This is a genomic window from Vibrio panuliri (assembly GCF_009938205.1).
GTDB lineage: Bacteria > Pseudomonadota > Gammaproteobacteria > Enterobacterales > Vibrionaceae > Vibrio > Vibrio panuliri.
The window spans coordinates 833448-849392 of record NZ_AP019654.1; the positions used below are offsets into that span (position 1 = coordinate 833448).

15 protein-coding genes are annotated in these 15945 nt (G+C 46.4%); 11 read left to right on the top strand and 4 right to left on the bottom strand.

Going from position 1 to position 15945, the window contains the following annotated elements; all coding sequences use genetic code 11:
- Positions 1 to 355: 355 nt before the first annotated feature.
- From sdhC to sucD, 8 genes are all read left to right on the top strand, one after another.
- Positions 356 to 748 carry a succinate dehydrogenase cytochrome b556 subunit gene (sdhC, locus tag GZK95_RS03790; RefSeq protein ID WP_075650506.1) on the top strand — a complete coding sequence of 131 codons (393 nt, stop codon included), beginning with the start codon at positions 356 to 358 and terminating at the stop codon, positions 746 to 748.
- Positions 742 to 1086 (top strand): succinate dehydrogenase, hydrophobic membrane anchor protein, encoded by a 345-nt coding sequence (gene sdhD / locus GZK95_RS03795; protein WP_075706705.1) that lies wholly within the window; start codon positions 742 to 744, stop codon positions 1084 to 1086. Before sdhC ends, sdhD begins: the two co-directional genes overlap by 7 nt.
- Positions 1087 to 2853, top strand: a complete 1767-nt coding sequence (gene sdhA, locus GZK95_RS03800; protein ID WP_075714383.1) for a succinate dehydrogenase flavoprotein subunit — start codon at positions 1087 to 1089, stop codon at positions 2851 to 2853.
- Between the two features lie 14 nt (positions 2854 to 2867).
- Entirely contained in the window at positions 2868 to 3578 is a 711-nt protein-coding gene (locus GZK95_RS03805) for a succinate dehydrogenase iron-sulfur subunit (RefSeq protein WP_075706707.1), read from the top strand.
- Positions 3579 to 3682: 104 nt separating this feature from the next.
- Positions 3683 to 6538 carry a 2-oxoglutarate dehydrogenase E1 component gene (gene sucA, locus GZK95_RS03810; protein ID WP_075706708.1) on the top strand — a complete coding sequence of 952 codons (2856 nt, stop codon included), beginning with the start codon at positions 3683 to 3685 and terminating at the stop codon, positions 6536 to 6538.
- An 11-nt stretch (positions 6539 to 6549) separates the two neighbouring features.
- Complete coding sequence (gene odhB, locus GZK95_RS03815) at positions 6550 to 7755, top strand: 2-oxoglutarate dehydrogenase complex dihydrolipoyllysine-residue succinyltransferase (RefSeq protein ID WP_075706709.1); 1206 nt, start codon at positions 6550 to 6552, stop codon at positions 7753 to 7755.
- 199 nt (positions 7756 to 7954) lie between these two features.
- Positions 7955 to 9121 carry an ADP-forming succinate--CoA ligase subunit beta gene (gene sucC, locus GZK95_RS03820; RefSeq protein WP_075706710.1) on the top strand — a complete coding sequence of 389 codons (1167 nt, stop codon included), beginning with the start codon at positions 7955 to 7957 and terminating at the stop codon, positions 9119 to 9121.
- The gene (gene sucD, locus GZK95_RS03825; protein ID WP_075706711.1) at positions 9121 to 9993 is read left to right on the top strand and encodes a succinate--CoA ligase subunit alpha; all 873 of its coding nucleotides are present in this window, start codon (positions 9121 to 9123) and stop codon (positions 9991 to 9993) included. The genes sucC and sucD overlap by 1 nt, the downstream gene beginning before the upstream one ends.
- Positions 9994 to 10144: 151 nt before the next feature.
- Here the strand turns inward: sucD and GZK95_RS03830 are convergent, their stop codons facing one another.
- Positions 10145 to 10426 (bottom strand): hypothetical protein, encoded by a 282-nt coding sequence (locus tag GZK95_RS03830; RefSeq protein WP_075714381.1) that lies wholly within the window; start codon positions 10424 to 10426, stop codon positions 10145 to 10147.
- 647 nt (positions 10427 to 11073) lie between these two features.
- On the opposite strand from GZK95_RS03830, the gene GZK95_RS03835 reads away from it, so the two are divergent.
- Positions 11074 to 11592 (top strand): GNAT family N-acetyltransferase, encoded by a 519-nt coding sequence (locus tag GZK95_RS03835; protein WP_075714379.1) that lies wholly within the window; start codon positions 11074 to 11076, stop codon positions 11590 to 11592.
- Here GZK95_RS03835 and GZK95_RS03840 read toward each other — a convergent pair.
- Together GZK95_RS03840 and GZK95_RS03845 are read right to left on the bottom strand one after the other, a co-directional pair.
- Positions 11540 to 11839 (bottom strand): DUF3301 domain-containing protein, encoded by a 300-nt coding sequence (locus tag GZK95_RS03840; RefSeq protein WP_075706714.1) that lies wholly within the window; start codon positions 11837 to 11839, stop codon positions 11540 to 11542. The two genes, GZK95_RS03835 and GZK95_RS03840, sit on opposite strands and share 53 nt — an antisense overlap.
- Before the next feature lie 22 nt (positions 11840 to 11861).
- Positions 11862 to 12899, bottom strand: coding sequence for a DUF3549 family protein (locus tag GZK95_RS03845; protein ID WP_075714377.1), 1038 nt, complete (start codon positions 12897 to 12899; stop codon positions 11862 to 11864).
- Positions 12900 to 12976: 77 nt separating this feature from the next.
- Between GZK95_RS03845 and GZK95_RS03850 the strand changes: the two genes are divergently transcribed.
- Both GZK95_RS03850 and truC read left to right on the top strand, forming a co-directional pair.
- Positions 12977 to 13291 carry a YqcC family protein gene (locus GZK95_RS03850; protein WP_075706716.1) on the top strand — a complete coding sequence of 105 codons (315 nt, stop codon included), beginning with the start codon at positions 12977 to 12979 and terminating at the stop codon, positions 13289 to 13291.
- Positions 13292 to 14017, top strand: a complete 726-nt coding sequence (gene truC, locus GZK95_RS03855; RefSeq protein WP_075706717.1) for a tRNA pseudouridine(65) synthase TruC — start codon at positions 13292 to 13294, stop codon at positions 14015 to 14017. It begins immediately after the preceding gene.
- 60 nt (positions 14018 to 14077) lie between these two features.
- Here truC and dxs read toward each other — a convergent pair whose 3' ends face one another.
- Complete coding sequence (dxs, locus tag GZK95_RS03860) at positions 14078 to 15943, bottom strand: 1-deoxy-D-xylulose-5-phosphate synthase (RefSeq protein WP_075714375.1); 1866 nt, start codon at positions 15941 to 15943, stop codon at positions 14078 to 14080.
- Positions 15944 to 15945: the final 2 nt, after the last annotated feature.

Below are 15945 nucleotides of genomic sequence, written 5' to 3' on the forward strand. Positions count from 1 at the left end.
GTGTGTCATTTTTGTACGTCTCTTCGTTAATAAAGTCAATTTTTCTCCTCTGAGTTGTGCTCTTGTTATTATTTTTTACGTACATTAAGTTAAAAATCTGTTCTGTGTAGCAAAAATTGTTACACTAATTGTATTAGAATGTTGCCAACCGTATATTGGTGGCGAGAAATATGGGAGAAACCTAATAAATTCAAGGATTGAAAGAATTATAGGCGATATTTTCAAGACTTGTTGTTAACAATTTATTTACAATTAACTTCGGCGCTATTGGGGTTGTTTGTTAGTTAAATGTTATCATTTTAAAGGGTTCAGCTGCCAAGTTTCGTCAATAACTATAAATGCTCTAGTGAGCTGAGTGAGCAAGCCCGTGAAAGAAAGAAAGTCAAGACCTGTAAACCTAGACTTGCAAACCATACGCTTTCCGATCACTGCTATCGCATCTATTCTTCACCGAGTTTCTGGTGTGATCACGTTTGTAGCAGTCGGTATCCTGTTATGGTTGCTGTCTTTATCTCTATCATCTCCTGTTGGATACATGAAAGCAGTCGATATTGTCGACGGCTGGTTTTTCACGTTTATCCTATGGGGAATCCTAACCGCTTTGGCCTACCACATTGTGGGTGGTGTCCGTCATTTATTGATGGACCTAGGCTACTTTGAAGAGCTCGACACTGGCGCAATGAGCGCGAAAGTTTCATTTGGTGTCACAGCTGTGCTGTCTCTATTAGCGGGGGTATTGGTATGGTAAACCACGTATCATCATTCGGTCGTAATGGTGTGCACGATTTCCTCCTGATTCGTGCAACTGCAATCATTATGACTCTCTACACGATCTATCTGGTGAGCTTTATTGCTTTTTCAGATATTTCTTACGCATCTTGGAGCCAGTTTTTCGCTGGAAACTTTACCAAAGCATTCACCATGGTCGCACTAACCAGTGTGCTGATCCACGCTTGGATTGGTTTGTGGCAGGTTCTCACAGACTATATCAAGTGCACTAAGTTGCGCGGTGGTCTGCAAGTCGGTGTCGTCGCATTGTTGTTCGGCTACTTCTTCTCTGGTCTGTTTATTCTGTGGGGTGCGTAAGTGACTATTCCAGTTCGTGAATTCGATGCCGTAGTAATCGGCGCAGGTGGTGCAGGTATGCGTGCTGCACTGCAAATTTCAGAGCAAGGTTTAACTTGTGCTCTGCTATCAAAAGTATTTCCGACGCGTTCTCATACTGTGTCTGCTCAAGGTGGTATTACGGTCGCGTTAGGCAATTCACACAAAGATGATTGGCAATGGCACATGTACGATACGGTGAAAGGTTCCGACTACATCGGCGACCAAAACGCGATTGAATACATGTGTAAAAATGGTCCAGAGTCAGTGATTGAGCTAGAGAAAATGGGATTACCTTTCTCTCGTTTTGACGATGGCACAATTTATCAACGTCCTTTCGGCGGTCAATCCAAAGAGTTTGGTGGGGAGCAAGCGGCGCGTACGGCGGCAGCGGCTGACCGTACAGGTCACGCGTTATTGCATACGCTCTACCAACAAAACGTTAAACATAAAACCATGATTTTTTCTGAGTGGTATGCGTTAGATTTGGTTAAAAACCAAGATGGTGCCGTAGTGGGTTGTACCGCGATCTGCATGGAAACGGGTGAGATCGTTTACTTCAAATCTAAAGCAACCATTCTTGCCACTGGTGGTGCAGGGCGTATTTACGCTTCAACGACTAATGCGCATATAAATACCGGTGACGGCGTTGGTATGGCACTACGAGCTGGCGTGCCAATGCAAGATATGGAAATGTGGCAGTTCCACCCAACAGGCATTGCTGGTGCAGGCGTACTGGTAACAGAAGGCTGTCGTGGTGAAGGTGGTTACCTACTTAACAAAGATGGCGAGCGCTTTATGGAGCGTTACGCACCAAACGCGAAAGACTTGGCGGGTCGTGACGTTGTTGCTCGCTCAATGATGATTGAGATTCGTGAAGGTCGCGGTTGCGATGGACCTTGGGGCCCGCACATTAAACTCAAGTTGGATCACCTTGGTAAAGATGTACTTGAGTCACGTCTCCCAGGTATTTGTGAGCTTTCAAGAACCTTTGCCCATGTCGATCCGGTGAAAGAACCTATCCCAGTTATTCCAACCTGTCACTATATGATGGGTGGTGTACCAACCCAAGTGTCTGGGCAAGCAATTAAGCAAACAGCGGACGGCAGCGATCTAGAAGTACAAGGCTTGTTTGCTTGTGGTGAAATTGCTTCTGTATCAGTGCATGGCGCCAACCGTTTAGGGGGCAACTCACTGCTTGACCTTGTGGTATTTGGTCGCGCAACTGGATTACATCTTGGTGAAACATTGGCGGCACAAGCTGAAGCTCGTCCGGCTTCAGAGTCTGATATTGAGGCGTCTCTTGCTCGCACAATGCGTTGGGAAAACAGTGCCAGCGGTGAAGACCCATTCCAAATCCGCAAAGACCTTCAACAGTGCATGCAAAACAGCTTCTCGGTATTCCGTGAAGGGGATGCGATGGCAACAGGGCTTGAGGAACTAAAAGTCATTCGTGAACGCTTGAAAGAAGCGCACCTTTCAGACAAGTCAAAAGAGTTCAACACTCAACGTATCGAGTGTCTTGAGCTAGATAACCTGATGGAAACTGCGTTTTCGACGGCTGTGGCAGCAAACTACCGAACAGAGAGTCGTGGTGCACATGCTCGTTTCGATTTCCCAGAGCGTGATGATGAGACTTGGCTATGCCATTCAATTTATAACCCGGAAACGGAGCAGATGTCGAAGCGTGATGTCAATATGACGCCTGTGCATCGTGATGCGTTCCCACCGAAAGTTCGTACGTACTAAGGGAGGATAGAAAAATGAAAGTAAACTTCTCTTTGTACCGATACAACCCTGATATCGACAACAAGCCTTACATGAAAGACTACACGCTTGAGGTAGAAGAAGGCTCTGACATGATGGTGTTGGATGCGCTGATTCTATTGAAAGAGCAAGACCCTAGCATTGCGTTCCGTCGTTCTTGCCGAGAAGGGGTTTGTGGTTCCGATGGTTTGAACATGAATGGTAAAAATGGTCTAGCGTGCATTACGCCACTGTCTGCTCTACAAGGCGATAAAGTGGTGATTCGTCCGCTACCGGGTTTGCCTGTGGTGCGTGATCTTATCGTTGATATGACCCAGTTCTATGACAACTACGCGAAAGTGAAACCATTCTTGATCTCTGATGGTGCAATGCCACCATCGCGTGAGAATCTGCAAATGCCAGATGAACGCGCCCATCTTGATGGTTTGTACGAATGTATTATGTGCGCCTGTTGTACAACATCGTGCCCGTCGTTCTGGTGGAATCCGGATAAGTTTATTGGGCCAGCTGGCCTGTTAGCGGCTTATCGTTGGCTAATCGACAGCCGAGATACGGCAACTGATGAACGATTGTCCGATCTCGACGACGCATTTAGTGTTTTTCGTTGCCATGGCATCATGAATTGTGTAAGTGTTTGTCCTAAGGGGTTAAACCCAACAAAAGCGATAGGTCACATCAAGTCGATGCTGGTCAATCGTTCGGTTTAATTAAGTTATAAAATTGCCGCCACTCACACCAGTGGTGGCGGCTTATTCAACAGAAGCGCGGCATAGACCGCTGCAAACGTGAAAACTACTGGTTAAGGGAAAATATGCACAACGGTGTGATGAAGGCATGGCTCGAGTCTTCACACTTGGCAGGCGCAAATGCGACGTACGTAGAAGATCTCTACGAACTGTATCTCAGTGATCCCGATCTGGTAAGTGAGGAGTGGATTCGTGTATTTGATGGTTTACCTAAGCCATCTGCAGATGTGGTGGAACAACCGCACTCACGTGTCCGTGATTACTTCCGTCGACTCGCTCAAGAAACAAAGCATTACAATGTCCAAGTTAGTGACCCCGATGTCGATGCTAAACAAGTAAAAGTTCTACAGTTGATTAATGCGTACCGCTTCCGCGGTCACGAAGCAGCTGATCTCGATCCCCTCGGTCTATGGAATCGCCCTCCGGTGGCAGAGCTAGACCCTTCCTTCCACAATCTTTCTGAAGACGACTTAGAAGAAACATTCAACGTGGGTTCTTTTGCTATTGGTCAAGAGACCATGATGCTTAAAGATATCTATTCTTCGTTAAAGAAAATCTACTGTGGATCGGTTGGTGCTGAGTATATGCACATGACCGACACGGAGCAAAAGCGTTGGATTCAACAACGTTTAGAGTCTGTGGTCGGGCAACCTAGCTTTACCGCGGAAGATAAACGCAACTTTTTAGAAGAGTTAACGGCTGCGGAAGGTCTTGAGCGCTATTTGGGTGCAAAATTTCCCGGTGCAAAACGTTTCTCGCTGGAAGGGGGCGATGCTCTAATTCCAATGACCAAAGAACTGATTCGTCATGCTGGTAGTAGCGGTATGCGCGAGGTAGTGATTGGTATGGCTCACCGTGGCCGCTTAAACATGTTAGTTAACGTGTTAGGTAAGAAGCCACAAGATCTGTTTGATGAGTTTGCTGGTAAACATGGTGATTCTTGGGGGACGGGCGATGTTAAGTACCACCAAGGCTTCTCTGCTGACTTCGCGACTCCAGGTGGCGATGTTCACTTAGCATTGGCATTTAACCCGTCACATCTTGAGATCGTAAACCCCGTTGTGATTGGTTCAGTACGCGCACGTCAGGATCGCTTGGGCGATAAAGATGGCAGCACAGTATTACCTATTACGATTCATGGTGATTCAGCCGTTGCAGGTCAGGGTGTGGTTGCTGAGACATTCAATATGTCGCAGTCGCGCGGTTACCGTGTCGGCGGTACGGTGCGTATTGTGGTGAACAACCAAGTCGGTTTTACCACCTCAAACCCTCGTGATACACGTTCGACGATGTACTGTACCGATATCGCCAAGATGGTGCAGGCTCCGATCTTCCATGTGAATGCAGATGATCCTGAAGCGGTAGCTTTCGTGACACGCATTGCGCTTGATTATCGCAATGAGTTTAAGCGTGACGTGGTGATTGATTTAGTTTGTTACCGTCGCCATGGTCACAACGAAGCGGACGAGCCTAATGCGACTCAACCGCTGATGTATCAGAAGATCAAGAAACACCCAACACCACGTAAATTGTACGCGGATGTACTTATCGAGCGCGGTGACAATGACATTGAGACGGCTACCGCGCTTATCAATGAGTATCGCGATGCGTTAGACCGTGGTGAAGTGGTGGTGAAAGAGTGGCGTCCAATGGCTCTGCACTCGGTAGATTGGTCTCCATACCTTGGTCACGATTGGGATACGCCTTGGAACAGTCAGTATGACAAAGAGCGCCTAATTGAACTGGGTAATCGACTGTGTCAGTACCCTGATAGTCACAAGTTGCAAAGTCGAGTTAACAAGCTTTACAACGATCGTCTGTCCATGATGAGCGGAGAAAAAGCGATCGACTGGGGCATGGCTGAGACACTCGCCTACGCGACATTGGTCGACGATGGTAAGCGTATTCGTCTCTCTGGTCAGGATTCTGGTCGAGGTACATTCTTCCACCGTCATTCTGTGCTGCACAACCAATCTGATGCCAGTACTTATGTTCCGCTCGCGAATCTGCATGACAAACAAGGTCCTTTCCAAGTAATTGACTCGGTATTGTCGGAAGAAGCGGTACTTGCATTTGAATACGGCTACGCAACCGCAGAGCCAAGTGGCTTGACTATTTGGGAAGCGCAGTTTGGTGATTTTGCCAACGGTGCTCAGGTAGTGATTGACCAGTTTATCTCGTCTGGTGAGCAGAAATGGGCTCGTTTGTGTGGTTTGACAATGTTACTGCCGCATGGCTATGAAGGTCAGGGGCCAGAGCACTCATCGGCGCGCTTAGAGCGTTACCTGCAGCTTTGTGCTGAGCAGAATATGCAAGTTGTCGTGCCATCAACACCTGCGCAGGTTTACCACATGATTCGTCGTCAAGTGGTGCGTCCAATGCGTCGTCCGTTGATTGTGATGTCACCGAAATCACTGCTTCGTCACCCATTATGTATTTCAACGCTTGAAGAGTTATCTGATGGCACATTCCTCCCTGCGATTCCTGAGATTGACTCATTGGATGCCAGCAAGGTGAAACGCGTCGTATTCTGTTCCGGTAAGGTTTATTTCGACCTGCTTGAGCAGCGCCGCAAGAATGAGCAAGAAGATGTTGCCATCGTTCGTATTGAGCAACTTTACCCATTCCCATTGGAAGAAGTAAAACAAGCGATTGCTGAATACACCAATGTTGAAGATTTCGTTTGGTGTCAGGAAGAGCCGCAAAACCAAGGTGCTTGGTATTGTAGCCAACATAACTTCCGTGCCGCGATTCCTGCTGGTGCTGATTTGAAATATGCAGGGCGTCCCGCATCTGCTTCACCAGCGGTTGGTTATATGTCGGTGCACTTGAAACAACAAAAGGCGTTGGTTGAAGACGCTTTGACCACTGGTTCTAATACATCAGATTCCAAAACCTCAGATAAAGAACTAGAAGCATAAGGAAGATAGAAATGACAATTGAAATTCTGGTTCCAGATTTACCTGAATCAGTTGCAGATGCAACCGTCGCTACTTGGCACAAACAACCGGGTGATACGGTTGAGCGTGATGAAGTTCTAGTAGATATCGAAACCGATAAGGTTGTACTTGAAGTGCCAGCTCCTGAAGCGGGCGTTTTAGAAGCCATTATTGAACAAGAAGGCGCTACCGTGCTTTCTAAACAGCTTATTGCCAAGCTTAAGCCGGGCGCTGTGGCGGGTGAGCCAACCACAGATACTACGGAAGAAACCGAGGCTTCACCAGATAAGCGCCATAAAGCGGCGTTGGTCGAAGAGAGTAATGATGCACTAAGCCCAGCGGTCCGTCGTCTGTTGGCGGAGCATGGCCTAGAACCTTCACAAGTTAAGGGGTCTGGAGTCGGTGGACGCATTACTCGTGAAGATATTGAAGCGCATCTTGCGAACGCCAAATCGGCACCGAAAGCAGAAGAACCTGTGGCACAAGCACCTGCGGCAGCTCGCAGTCAGAAACGTGTGCCAATGACTCGTCTGCGTAAAACTGTTGCCAACCGTCTATTGGAAGCGAAGAACAGTACGGCCATGCTGACCACGTTTAACGAAGTCAACATGAAGCCAATTATGGATCTTCGTAAACAGTACAAAGACCAGTTCGAAGAGCGTCACGGTATTCGTCTTGGCTTTATGTCTTTCTACGTTAAAGCGGTAACGGAAGCGCTAAAACGCTACCCAGAAGTGAATGCGTCGATCGACGGTGATGACATTGTATATCACAACTACTTTGATATCAGCATGGCGGTATCTACGCCGCGTGGTCTTGTGACGCCAGTTCTAAAAGACTGCGACACACTAGGCTTTGCCGATATTGAAAAAGGCATCAAGGACCTAGCGATTAAAGGTCGTGATGGCAAATTAACGGTTGATGAGTTGATGGGCGGTAACTTTACCATCACCAATGGTGGTGTGTTTGGTTCACTGATGTCAACGCCAATCATTAACCCGCCTCAATCGGCTATTTTGGGTATGCATAAAATACAAGATCGCCCAATGGCTGTTGATGGCAAGGTAGAAATCTTACCTATGATGTATCTGGCTCTATCTTATGACCACCGTTTAATCGATGGTCGTGAGTCAGTTGGTTTCTTAGTAACCGTTAAGGAACTACTGGAAGACCCAGCACGTCTGCTATTAGACGTTTAATATCGCTAAAACGTCGAGTTGCCTTGGATAACTCGACGCCTTTAGTTCACGGGGCTAGACTGGCTCAACTGTCTGGCCTTCATTTGAATCGTATTGCGATTGATTTGAGAAGACCCCACAGACGTGTATTACGCAGAGTTCAACTGCGACGTTATGGAAATTATAAATCCCTTAAGGGAATAACAAACGGAATATCAAAATGAATTTGCATGAATACCAAGCCAAACAGCTGTTTGCAGAATTCGGTTTGCCTGTACCGGAAGGCTACGCTTGTGATACCCCACAAGAAGCGTTCGAAGCAGCAGGTCGTATTAGCACAGAGAAAAAAGTCGTTAAGTGTCAAGTCCACGCTGGTGGCCGCGGTAAAGCGGGCGGTGTTGAACTTCATGATACTAAAGACGGTGTAAAAGAATTTGCTCAAAAGTGGCTAGGTAAAAACCTAGTGACTTACCAAACAGATGCTAACGGACAACCAGTGTCTAAGATTCTGGTTGAAGAAGCTTCTGATATTGCGAACGAACTTTATTTGGGCGCTGTCGTTGATCGTTCATCACAGCGCATTGTATTCATGGCATCAACAGAAGGTGGCGTGGAGATTGAGAAAGTGGCGGAAGAAACGCCAGAACTCATTCACAAAGCTGCCATTGATCCGCTTGTTGGTCCTCAAGCCTACCAAGGCCGTGAACTGGCTTTTAAACTTGGTCTTAAGGGGGACCAAATTAAACAGTTCGTGAAGATCTTTATCGGTCTTGGCGAGATGTTTGCTCAATATGACCTTGCACTACTTGAGATTAACCCTCTGGTGATTACTGGTGCTGGTGACCTATTGTGCCTGGATGGCAAAATTAATATCGACTCTAACGCGCTTTACCGTCAACCAAAGCTGCGTGAAATGCACGATCCTTCACAAGAAGATGAGCGCGAAGCTCATGCAGCGCAATGGGAGCTCAACTATGTTGCTCTGGATGGCAACATCGGTTGTATGGTTAACGGCGCAGGCTTGGCTATGGGCACGATGGATATCGTTAACCTACATGGTGGTCAACCAGCAAACTTCCTTGATGTTGGCGGTGGCGCAACAAAAGAGCGTGTTACCGAAGCATTCAAGATCATCCTATCTGACAGCAATGTGAAAGCCGTACTGGTTAACATCTTCGGCGGTATCGTTCGCTGCGACCTGATTGCAGAGGGCATCATTGGCGCCGTAGAAGAAGTTGGCGTAGAAGTACCAGTCGTCGTGCGTCTAGAAGGTAACAATGCACCGCTAGGTTCGCAAAAACTGGCTGAAAGTGGTCTAAATATCATCGCTGCAAACTCTCTAACTGAAGCAGCAGAAAAAGTAGTTGCGGCAGCGGAGGGCAAATAATGTCAGTACTAATTAACAAAGATACGAAAGTTATCTGTCAGGGTTTTACGGGTGGTCAAGGTACTTTCCACTCTGAGCAAGCGATCGCTTACGGCACACAAATGGTGGGTGGCGTTTCCCCTGGTAAAGGTGGTCAAACGCACCTAGGTTTACCGGTCTTTAACACAGTACGTGAAGCTGTGGAAGTAACTGGCGCAACGGCATCAGTTATCTATGTTCCAGCTCCTTTCTGTAAAGATGCGATTCTTGAAGCGATTGATGCTGGCGTGAAGTTAATTGTCACCATTACAGAAGGTATTCCAACGCTGGATCTTCTGGATGTAAAAGTACGATTAGACGAAGCTGGCGTTGTGATGATCGGTCCGAACTGTCCAGGTGTCATCACACCAGATGAGTGTAAGATTGGTATCATGCCTGGTCACATTCATAAGAAAGGTAAAGTGGGTATCGTATCGCGCTCTGGCACATTGACTTACGAAGCGGTTAAACAGACCACTGACGAAGGTTTTGGTCAGTCTACTTGTGTTGGTATCGGTGGTGACCCAATTCCAGGTTCAAACTTTATTGATATCTTGAAGCTATTCCAAGAAGACCCAGAGACAGAAGCGATTGTAATGATCGGTGAAATCGGCGGTACTGCGGAAGAAGAAGCGGCTGCATTTATCAAAGAGAATGTGACTAAGCCTGTGGTTTCTTACATCGCTGGTGTGACAGCGCCTCCGGGTAAGCGTATGGGACATGCTGGTGCGATCATCTCTGGTGGTAAAGGCACTGCTGAAGATAAATTCGCAGCGCTAGAAGAAGCGGGTGTTAAGACAGTTAAGTCACTGGCTGATATTGGTAAAGCACTTCGTGAAGTGACGGGTTGGTAAATTAGCCTCCCCCAAAAAAACAAAAAAGGCTCAGCTTCGGCTGGGCCTTTGTTTTTTCATTGCTTGTTCATGGGATTCTTTAAACCATCTAGCGAGAGATGAGGGCGATAAAGGTTATCTTTGCTTATCTAAGCCAAACAATCTCTCAAAACTAGCGGAGCTTTTCTTCCACAGCGGCAAGACGAAGTTGTAAATCTCGTACCAGCGCTTCAAGTTGGGCGATACGATCTGACTCTGCGTTCTCTTTTGTTGCCACTTCGACTTTCGGTACGCGTTGCGAATTCTTCCAGCTTTTTATGGTCGTGATCAGTGCAGGCATAGGCACTGACGTTTTGAGACGTGCTTTAACCAACGCGACACTGGGCTCTTTTCCTTCTCGGACTAACTGATCAATCACTTGTTCTAGTTCGCGGCTAACATCTTTAGTAAGCATCATCATTCCTTGTGCTATTTGCGCAATAAATTGGTATTTAACTCTAATTTTAGCGGTAAAAAGAACATAAGGATAATGGTAAATTGGTCGCTATCTTGTAGGAAATTTGCCATGCAAAATGTAGGATTATAGCCATGATGTCTTTACGTTCTTAATTGTCAATTAAGATAACTTATTGAAAAATAGAAATATGCGCTTTAATTGTGCATGCTTCACATCACGCAAAATGCGGGCTAGATCATTGTTTGATTTGGTTTTTCGGTTAAATTGTGCGTTCAAAAATAAGCCTTACTAATAAGGCTAACAATAAAATAGCAGCTTGAGGCTTTCTCTATTCACATGCTGCACGCGCTATTTGCAAGCAAATAGCCATAAAGGATGATAGACGAATGGAATCACGGTCACTTTTGGTGACAAGATACTCCACTCTAAGACACTGATTGAGTGTCTGACTACCTCCAATCTTAATCATTATAAAATTAAACGCGGTTTTATCAGCTCGCCTGATTTGATTTAGCCGGGCGTCAGTATTGCTACACGCTCGCTATGGCAATGGCTTATTTTACCGAACCTTTTTTAGGTTCGAGTTATTAATTATTTGAGAAGTGAAGAGCTTAATCTAAGTTTGCTGAAAGCAAGGATGAACTGTGACTATCGCAACTCGACGCGTATTATTGGTACCCTATAACGAGTCTCTTTTGTCTGACTTTGTGGTACTCAACTGCTGTGTTAAGAACCGAGCTAATATGAATGGTCCTTATACAGTTTCTAAAGCCAGAGAAGTGTTTGAACGTATTTTAAATGACAATACAGTATACGCGCGTGCGGTGTTGGATAACTTCACACGAGAATATATTGGTCATGTTGCGATTACGGATATCCATACTTCGCCTGAGCTGGTTTTTATTTTGGATAAAGCGTATTGGGGAAAAGGGATTGCTTCTGAAGCCCTAGGCGCATTTTATGCCAAAGCATTGAGAGATCTTAAATTACACACAGTTAAAGCAACTGCCAATGTTGATCACTTTGCTTCAATTCGTGTGCTGGAGAAACTAGGTTTTGTTAAAAAAGGTCTCAATAGCGACGCTTATGGACCTTTTTTTGAATATCAATTTACATCCGATGAGGAGGTAAATGAAAGTGCACTATTTGAAACCCTATCATAGTAAGTTCGCCTTGGTAGCAATCGTCACCAAGTGATGAAAATTCAAATTGATAGACAGTATGCCAACGCCAGACTCCGTCTGGCGTTCTTATTTTATGCGCTTTTAAAGCAGTACTGATGAGCTGTAAGTCTAATTGATCACACTTGCGCTGAATGGCTATTTTCGCTAGCTCAGATTGACGACGCTGTTGCCAAAACAACATGCACACGAGGCAGAGAACTAGTATGGCAAACAAATCCGTAATCATATCAATCGCTTATCTGGTTCCGTTAGGCTTTAGCTGCTTGTTGCAGCTTTGCCAAGGCGTTAGCCAATTCGTCAGAGGGAGACGAGTGCAGCAATGGAAGCAATACTAAGCGCAGCTCGGGTAGCATGACTAAATCCGCAAACAGCTGATTAAAGAGCACTTGGTTACCGGTTTGTGCAAGTCGCAGTAAAAAGCGCTCGGCCATATCAGCATCAGCCAATAGATGCCAACTTCGCCCAGCGATACCAATTAACACTTCTTGATGGCTTAAGCGAGGGCTTGCTAAAACTTGTTTGAGAATCGGTAGAGCGATGGTTTGCTCTGCTCCGGAAAGTGCGCGGGTTAATGCAGAGATTAGGAACAGATCAGGCTCAGGGCTTTCAATTTGCTTCTGAGCGAGTTCGGCAATTCGCTGGGCAAGTTTGTCCGGCAAATCGACGTGTTCCAGAGCGCCAAGTAGAGCATATAACGGCTCGTTCGGTAGGTTTGCTAACGCTTTGCGTAACTCGACACCATTTTGCTCGCTACCTAAGCGTGCGACCATATCGGTGATGCCCTGTAACCCAACGGTCTGCCAGTTTTGCCACCCAAGTCCACCTTTGAAGTAGTGTTGAGCGTGTTCATAATACTGACTGCATGGAAGCTCTAAGTCTGCACGAATCTGGCTGTGGAACACCGCCATTTTGTCTTCGGAAGGCTTATAGGTGTATGGGTTGTTTGCGAGTTTTTGCTGTTGTTCTTCACTCATCTCTTGGCTAAGGCGAGTGCCCATCGCTTCAACGACAAACTTAATGAAGTTACCAATATCGGCTTGTTTGAGTAAGCCTCGCTCGTCGAGCTCAAACTTTAAGAACCAGATCCAAGGCTGTTTAGTCTCATTCCAATAGGCAATTGCCATATGAGCTTTACGTTGCAATGGAAATGGGTAGGGGTGCTGACCTTTCTCAACCTGTTCAAAGGTTGAGTTGCCTATGGTTTTTATGCGGCGACCTAAATCGAAAATTTTAAACTTACAATCGCTGTTTCGCAGTAGTTCACTGAGGGTATGAATATTATCCATGAAAGAGATTTCCTAACTTTCTTTCCCTTATAAATGGTACTCTATGAGCTAATTTCAAGGTCATTGACAAAAGATAAATGAAACAGGATACATCGCTCACGATTTTACTTAAACAACTAGAGCGACAACTAAGAGAGGTTGAGTTGTGGCAGGACACTTCGCCTTCTAGGCAGGCGCTATCCAGTGTTGAGCCATTTGCAATTGATACATTGGAACCACAGCAGTGGCTGCAATGGGTTTTCTTACCGAAAATGCACGCTCTGATTGAAGCCGGTCATTCGCTGCCAAAAGGCTTTCAGCTCACCCCCTATTTTGAAGAGTGCTGGAAGCAGCAGAAACAGTATTTGTCCGTTATTGCGATAATTCGCCAAATCGATAAAGAGGCAGTGTAAGTGTTAGATATCGTCTATCAGGATGAGTATTTTGTCGCGGTGAACAAGCCAGCAGGTATGCTGGTTCATCGCAGTTGGTTAGATAAACATGAAACTCAGTTTGTCATGCAGACGCTACGTGACCAAATTGGTCAACATGTCTTTCCGTTACATCGATTAGATAGGCCGACTTCCGGAGTGCTGATTTTTGCCTTGTCGAGCGAAATTGCCGCGCAAGTAATGCCGATGTTTGCCAATCATGAGATGAAGAAAACCTATCACGCTATTGTGCGCGGCTGGATTGAAGAGGAGGGGACTCTTGACTATCCGTTAAAGGTTGAGCTGGACAAAATTGCTGATAAGTTTGCGAGCCAAGAAAAAGAAGCTCAAGATGCCGTGACCGATTATCGTCCATTGGCGAAAGTTGAAGTGCCACATTCCACTGGGCGCTTTCCAACCACGCGCTACTGCTTAATGGAGCTTAACCCACATACTGGGCGTAAACATCAACTGCGTCGTCATATGGCGCACCTACGTCATCCTATGGTAGGCGACACCACGCATGGCGATGGTAAACACAATAAATTGTTCCGCGATGTTTATAACTCGCACCGATTGCTGTTGCACGCCAGCAGTCTCGAATTTGTCCATCCGTTCAGTGGTGAAACACTCGTGATTAAGGCGGGGTTTGATACGACTTGGCGTAGCCTGTTTGAGCAGTTTGAGTGGCAAGAGCCTCATATTTAAGCCACCCAAAATAGTAAAGCCCTCCAAGTGGAGGGCTTTATCGTTAGCAAAATAGCGTAATTACTTGCTCACATAGTCTCGGATTGATTGTTCAATACCTTTGGCGTCGAGACCCAACTCCGCATGCAGTTCTTGCTGCGTACCTTGAGCGATAAAGCGGTCCGGTAGACCGAGGTTTAGTACTGGTTTAATGATCTTTTCTTGCATCATAAACTCAACCACACCCGCTCCTGCACCACCAGCAATCGCGTTCTCTTCGATCGTCACCAGTACGTCGTGATCCTCTGCAAGCTGTTTAATCAATGCATGATCAAGAGGTTTAGCAAAGCGCATATCCGCAACGGTCGCATTGAGCGCTTCTGCTGCCTCAAGTGCACTCGGCATAAAGGTGCCAAAGTTAAGAATTGCGACTTTTTCGCCTTGACGCACTAAGCGACCTTTACCGATTTCTAGTTCGGTAAAGGCTTGTTCAACCGGTGTTCCCATGCCATTACCACGTGGGTAGCGAACAGCACTTGGACCAGAATGTTGGTGGCCGGTGTAGAGCATTTGACGACACTCATTCTCATCACTTGGTGTCATGATCACCATGTTTGGAATGCAGCGCATAAAGCTAATATCAAATGCACCTTGGTGAGTTTGACCATCGGCACCGACTAAGCCTGCTCGGTCAATGGCAAACATCACCGGCAGGTTCATGATCGCGACATCATGGATCAGTTGGTCGTAACCACGCTGTAAGAATGTTGAGTAGATGGCGACAATAGGACGATTGCCCGCAATCGCCATGCCGGTTGCAAGTGTCACAGCATGCTGCTCAGCAATTGCAACGTCAAAGTATTGCTCAGGGTACTCTTTCGAGAAGCGCACCATGCCCGAACCTTCGCGCATTGCTGGTGTAATCGCCATGAGCTTAGGATCTTGCGCGGCCATATCACAGAGGAAATCACCGAAAATCTTTGAGAAAGTTGGTTGACTACTGCTGCTTTTTGGCAGGCTAGTGTGGCTTGGGTCAAACTTAGGAACACCATGGTAACCAATCGGATCTTTCTCCGCAGGCTCGTAGCCTTTTCCTTTCTTGGTCATGATATGTAAGAACTGTGGACCTTTGAGTTCACGCATGTTCTTCAGTGTTTTGACCAATTCGATCACATCATGCCCATCAACAGGGCCAATGTAGTTAAAGCCCAACTCTTCAAACAGTGTGCCAGGAATCATCATGCCTTTCAGATGTTCTTCTGTACGACGAACTAACTCTTTGATTGGAGGCACACCAGAAAGAACGCGTTTACCGCCTTCACGGATAGAGGTGTAGAAGTTGCCCGACAGAAGTTGTGCTAAGTGGTTGTTAAGCGCGCCCACGTTTTCTGAAATCGACATTTCATTGTCATTTAGGATCACCAACATATCGGGATGAATATCACCAGCGTGGTTCATGGCTTCAAACGCCATGCCCGCGGTAATCGCACCATCACCAATCACGCTCACCACTTTACGATTTTGGTTTTCTTTATGGGCACTAATCGCCATACCAAGCGCAGCACTGATTGACGTTGATGAGTGACCAACCGAGAGCGTGTCGTACTCACTCTCTTCACGCCATGGGAATGGGTGTAATCCACCTTTTTGACGAATGGTTGGCATTTTCTCACGGCGACCCGTCAGAATTTTGTGTGGGTAAGCTTGATGACCTACGTCCCAAATAAGTTGATCAAACGGGGTGTTATAGACGTAGTGAAGCGCCACGGTCAGTTCGACCGTGCCCAAGCCAGACGCTAAGTGTCCACTCGACTGGCTAACAGAATTTAGTAAGTAAGTACGTAGTTCGTCACATAGCTTTGGCAGAACCTCTTTTGGTAGGCTGCGCAGTTCTAGCGGTGTATCCGCCAGAGCTAGTGTTGGGTACTTTGATATATCAAGAGTCATAA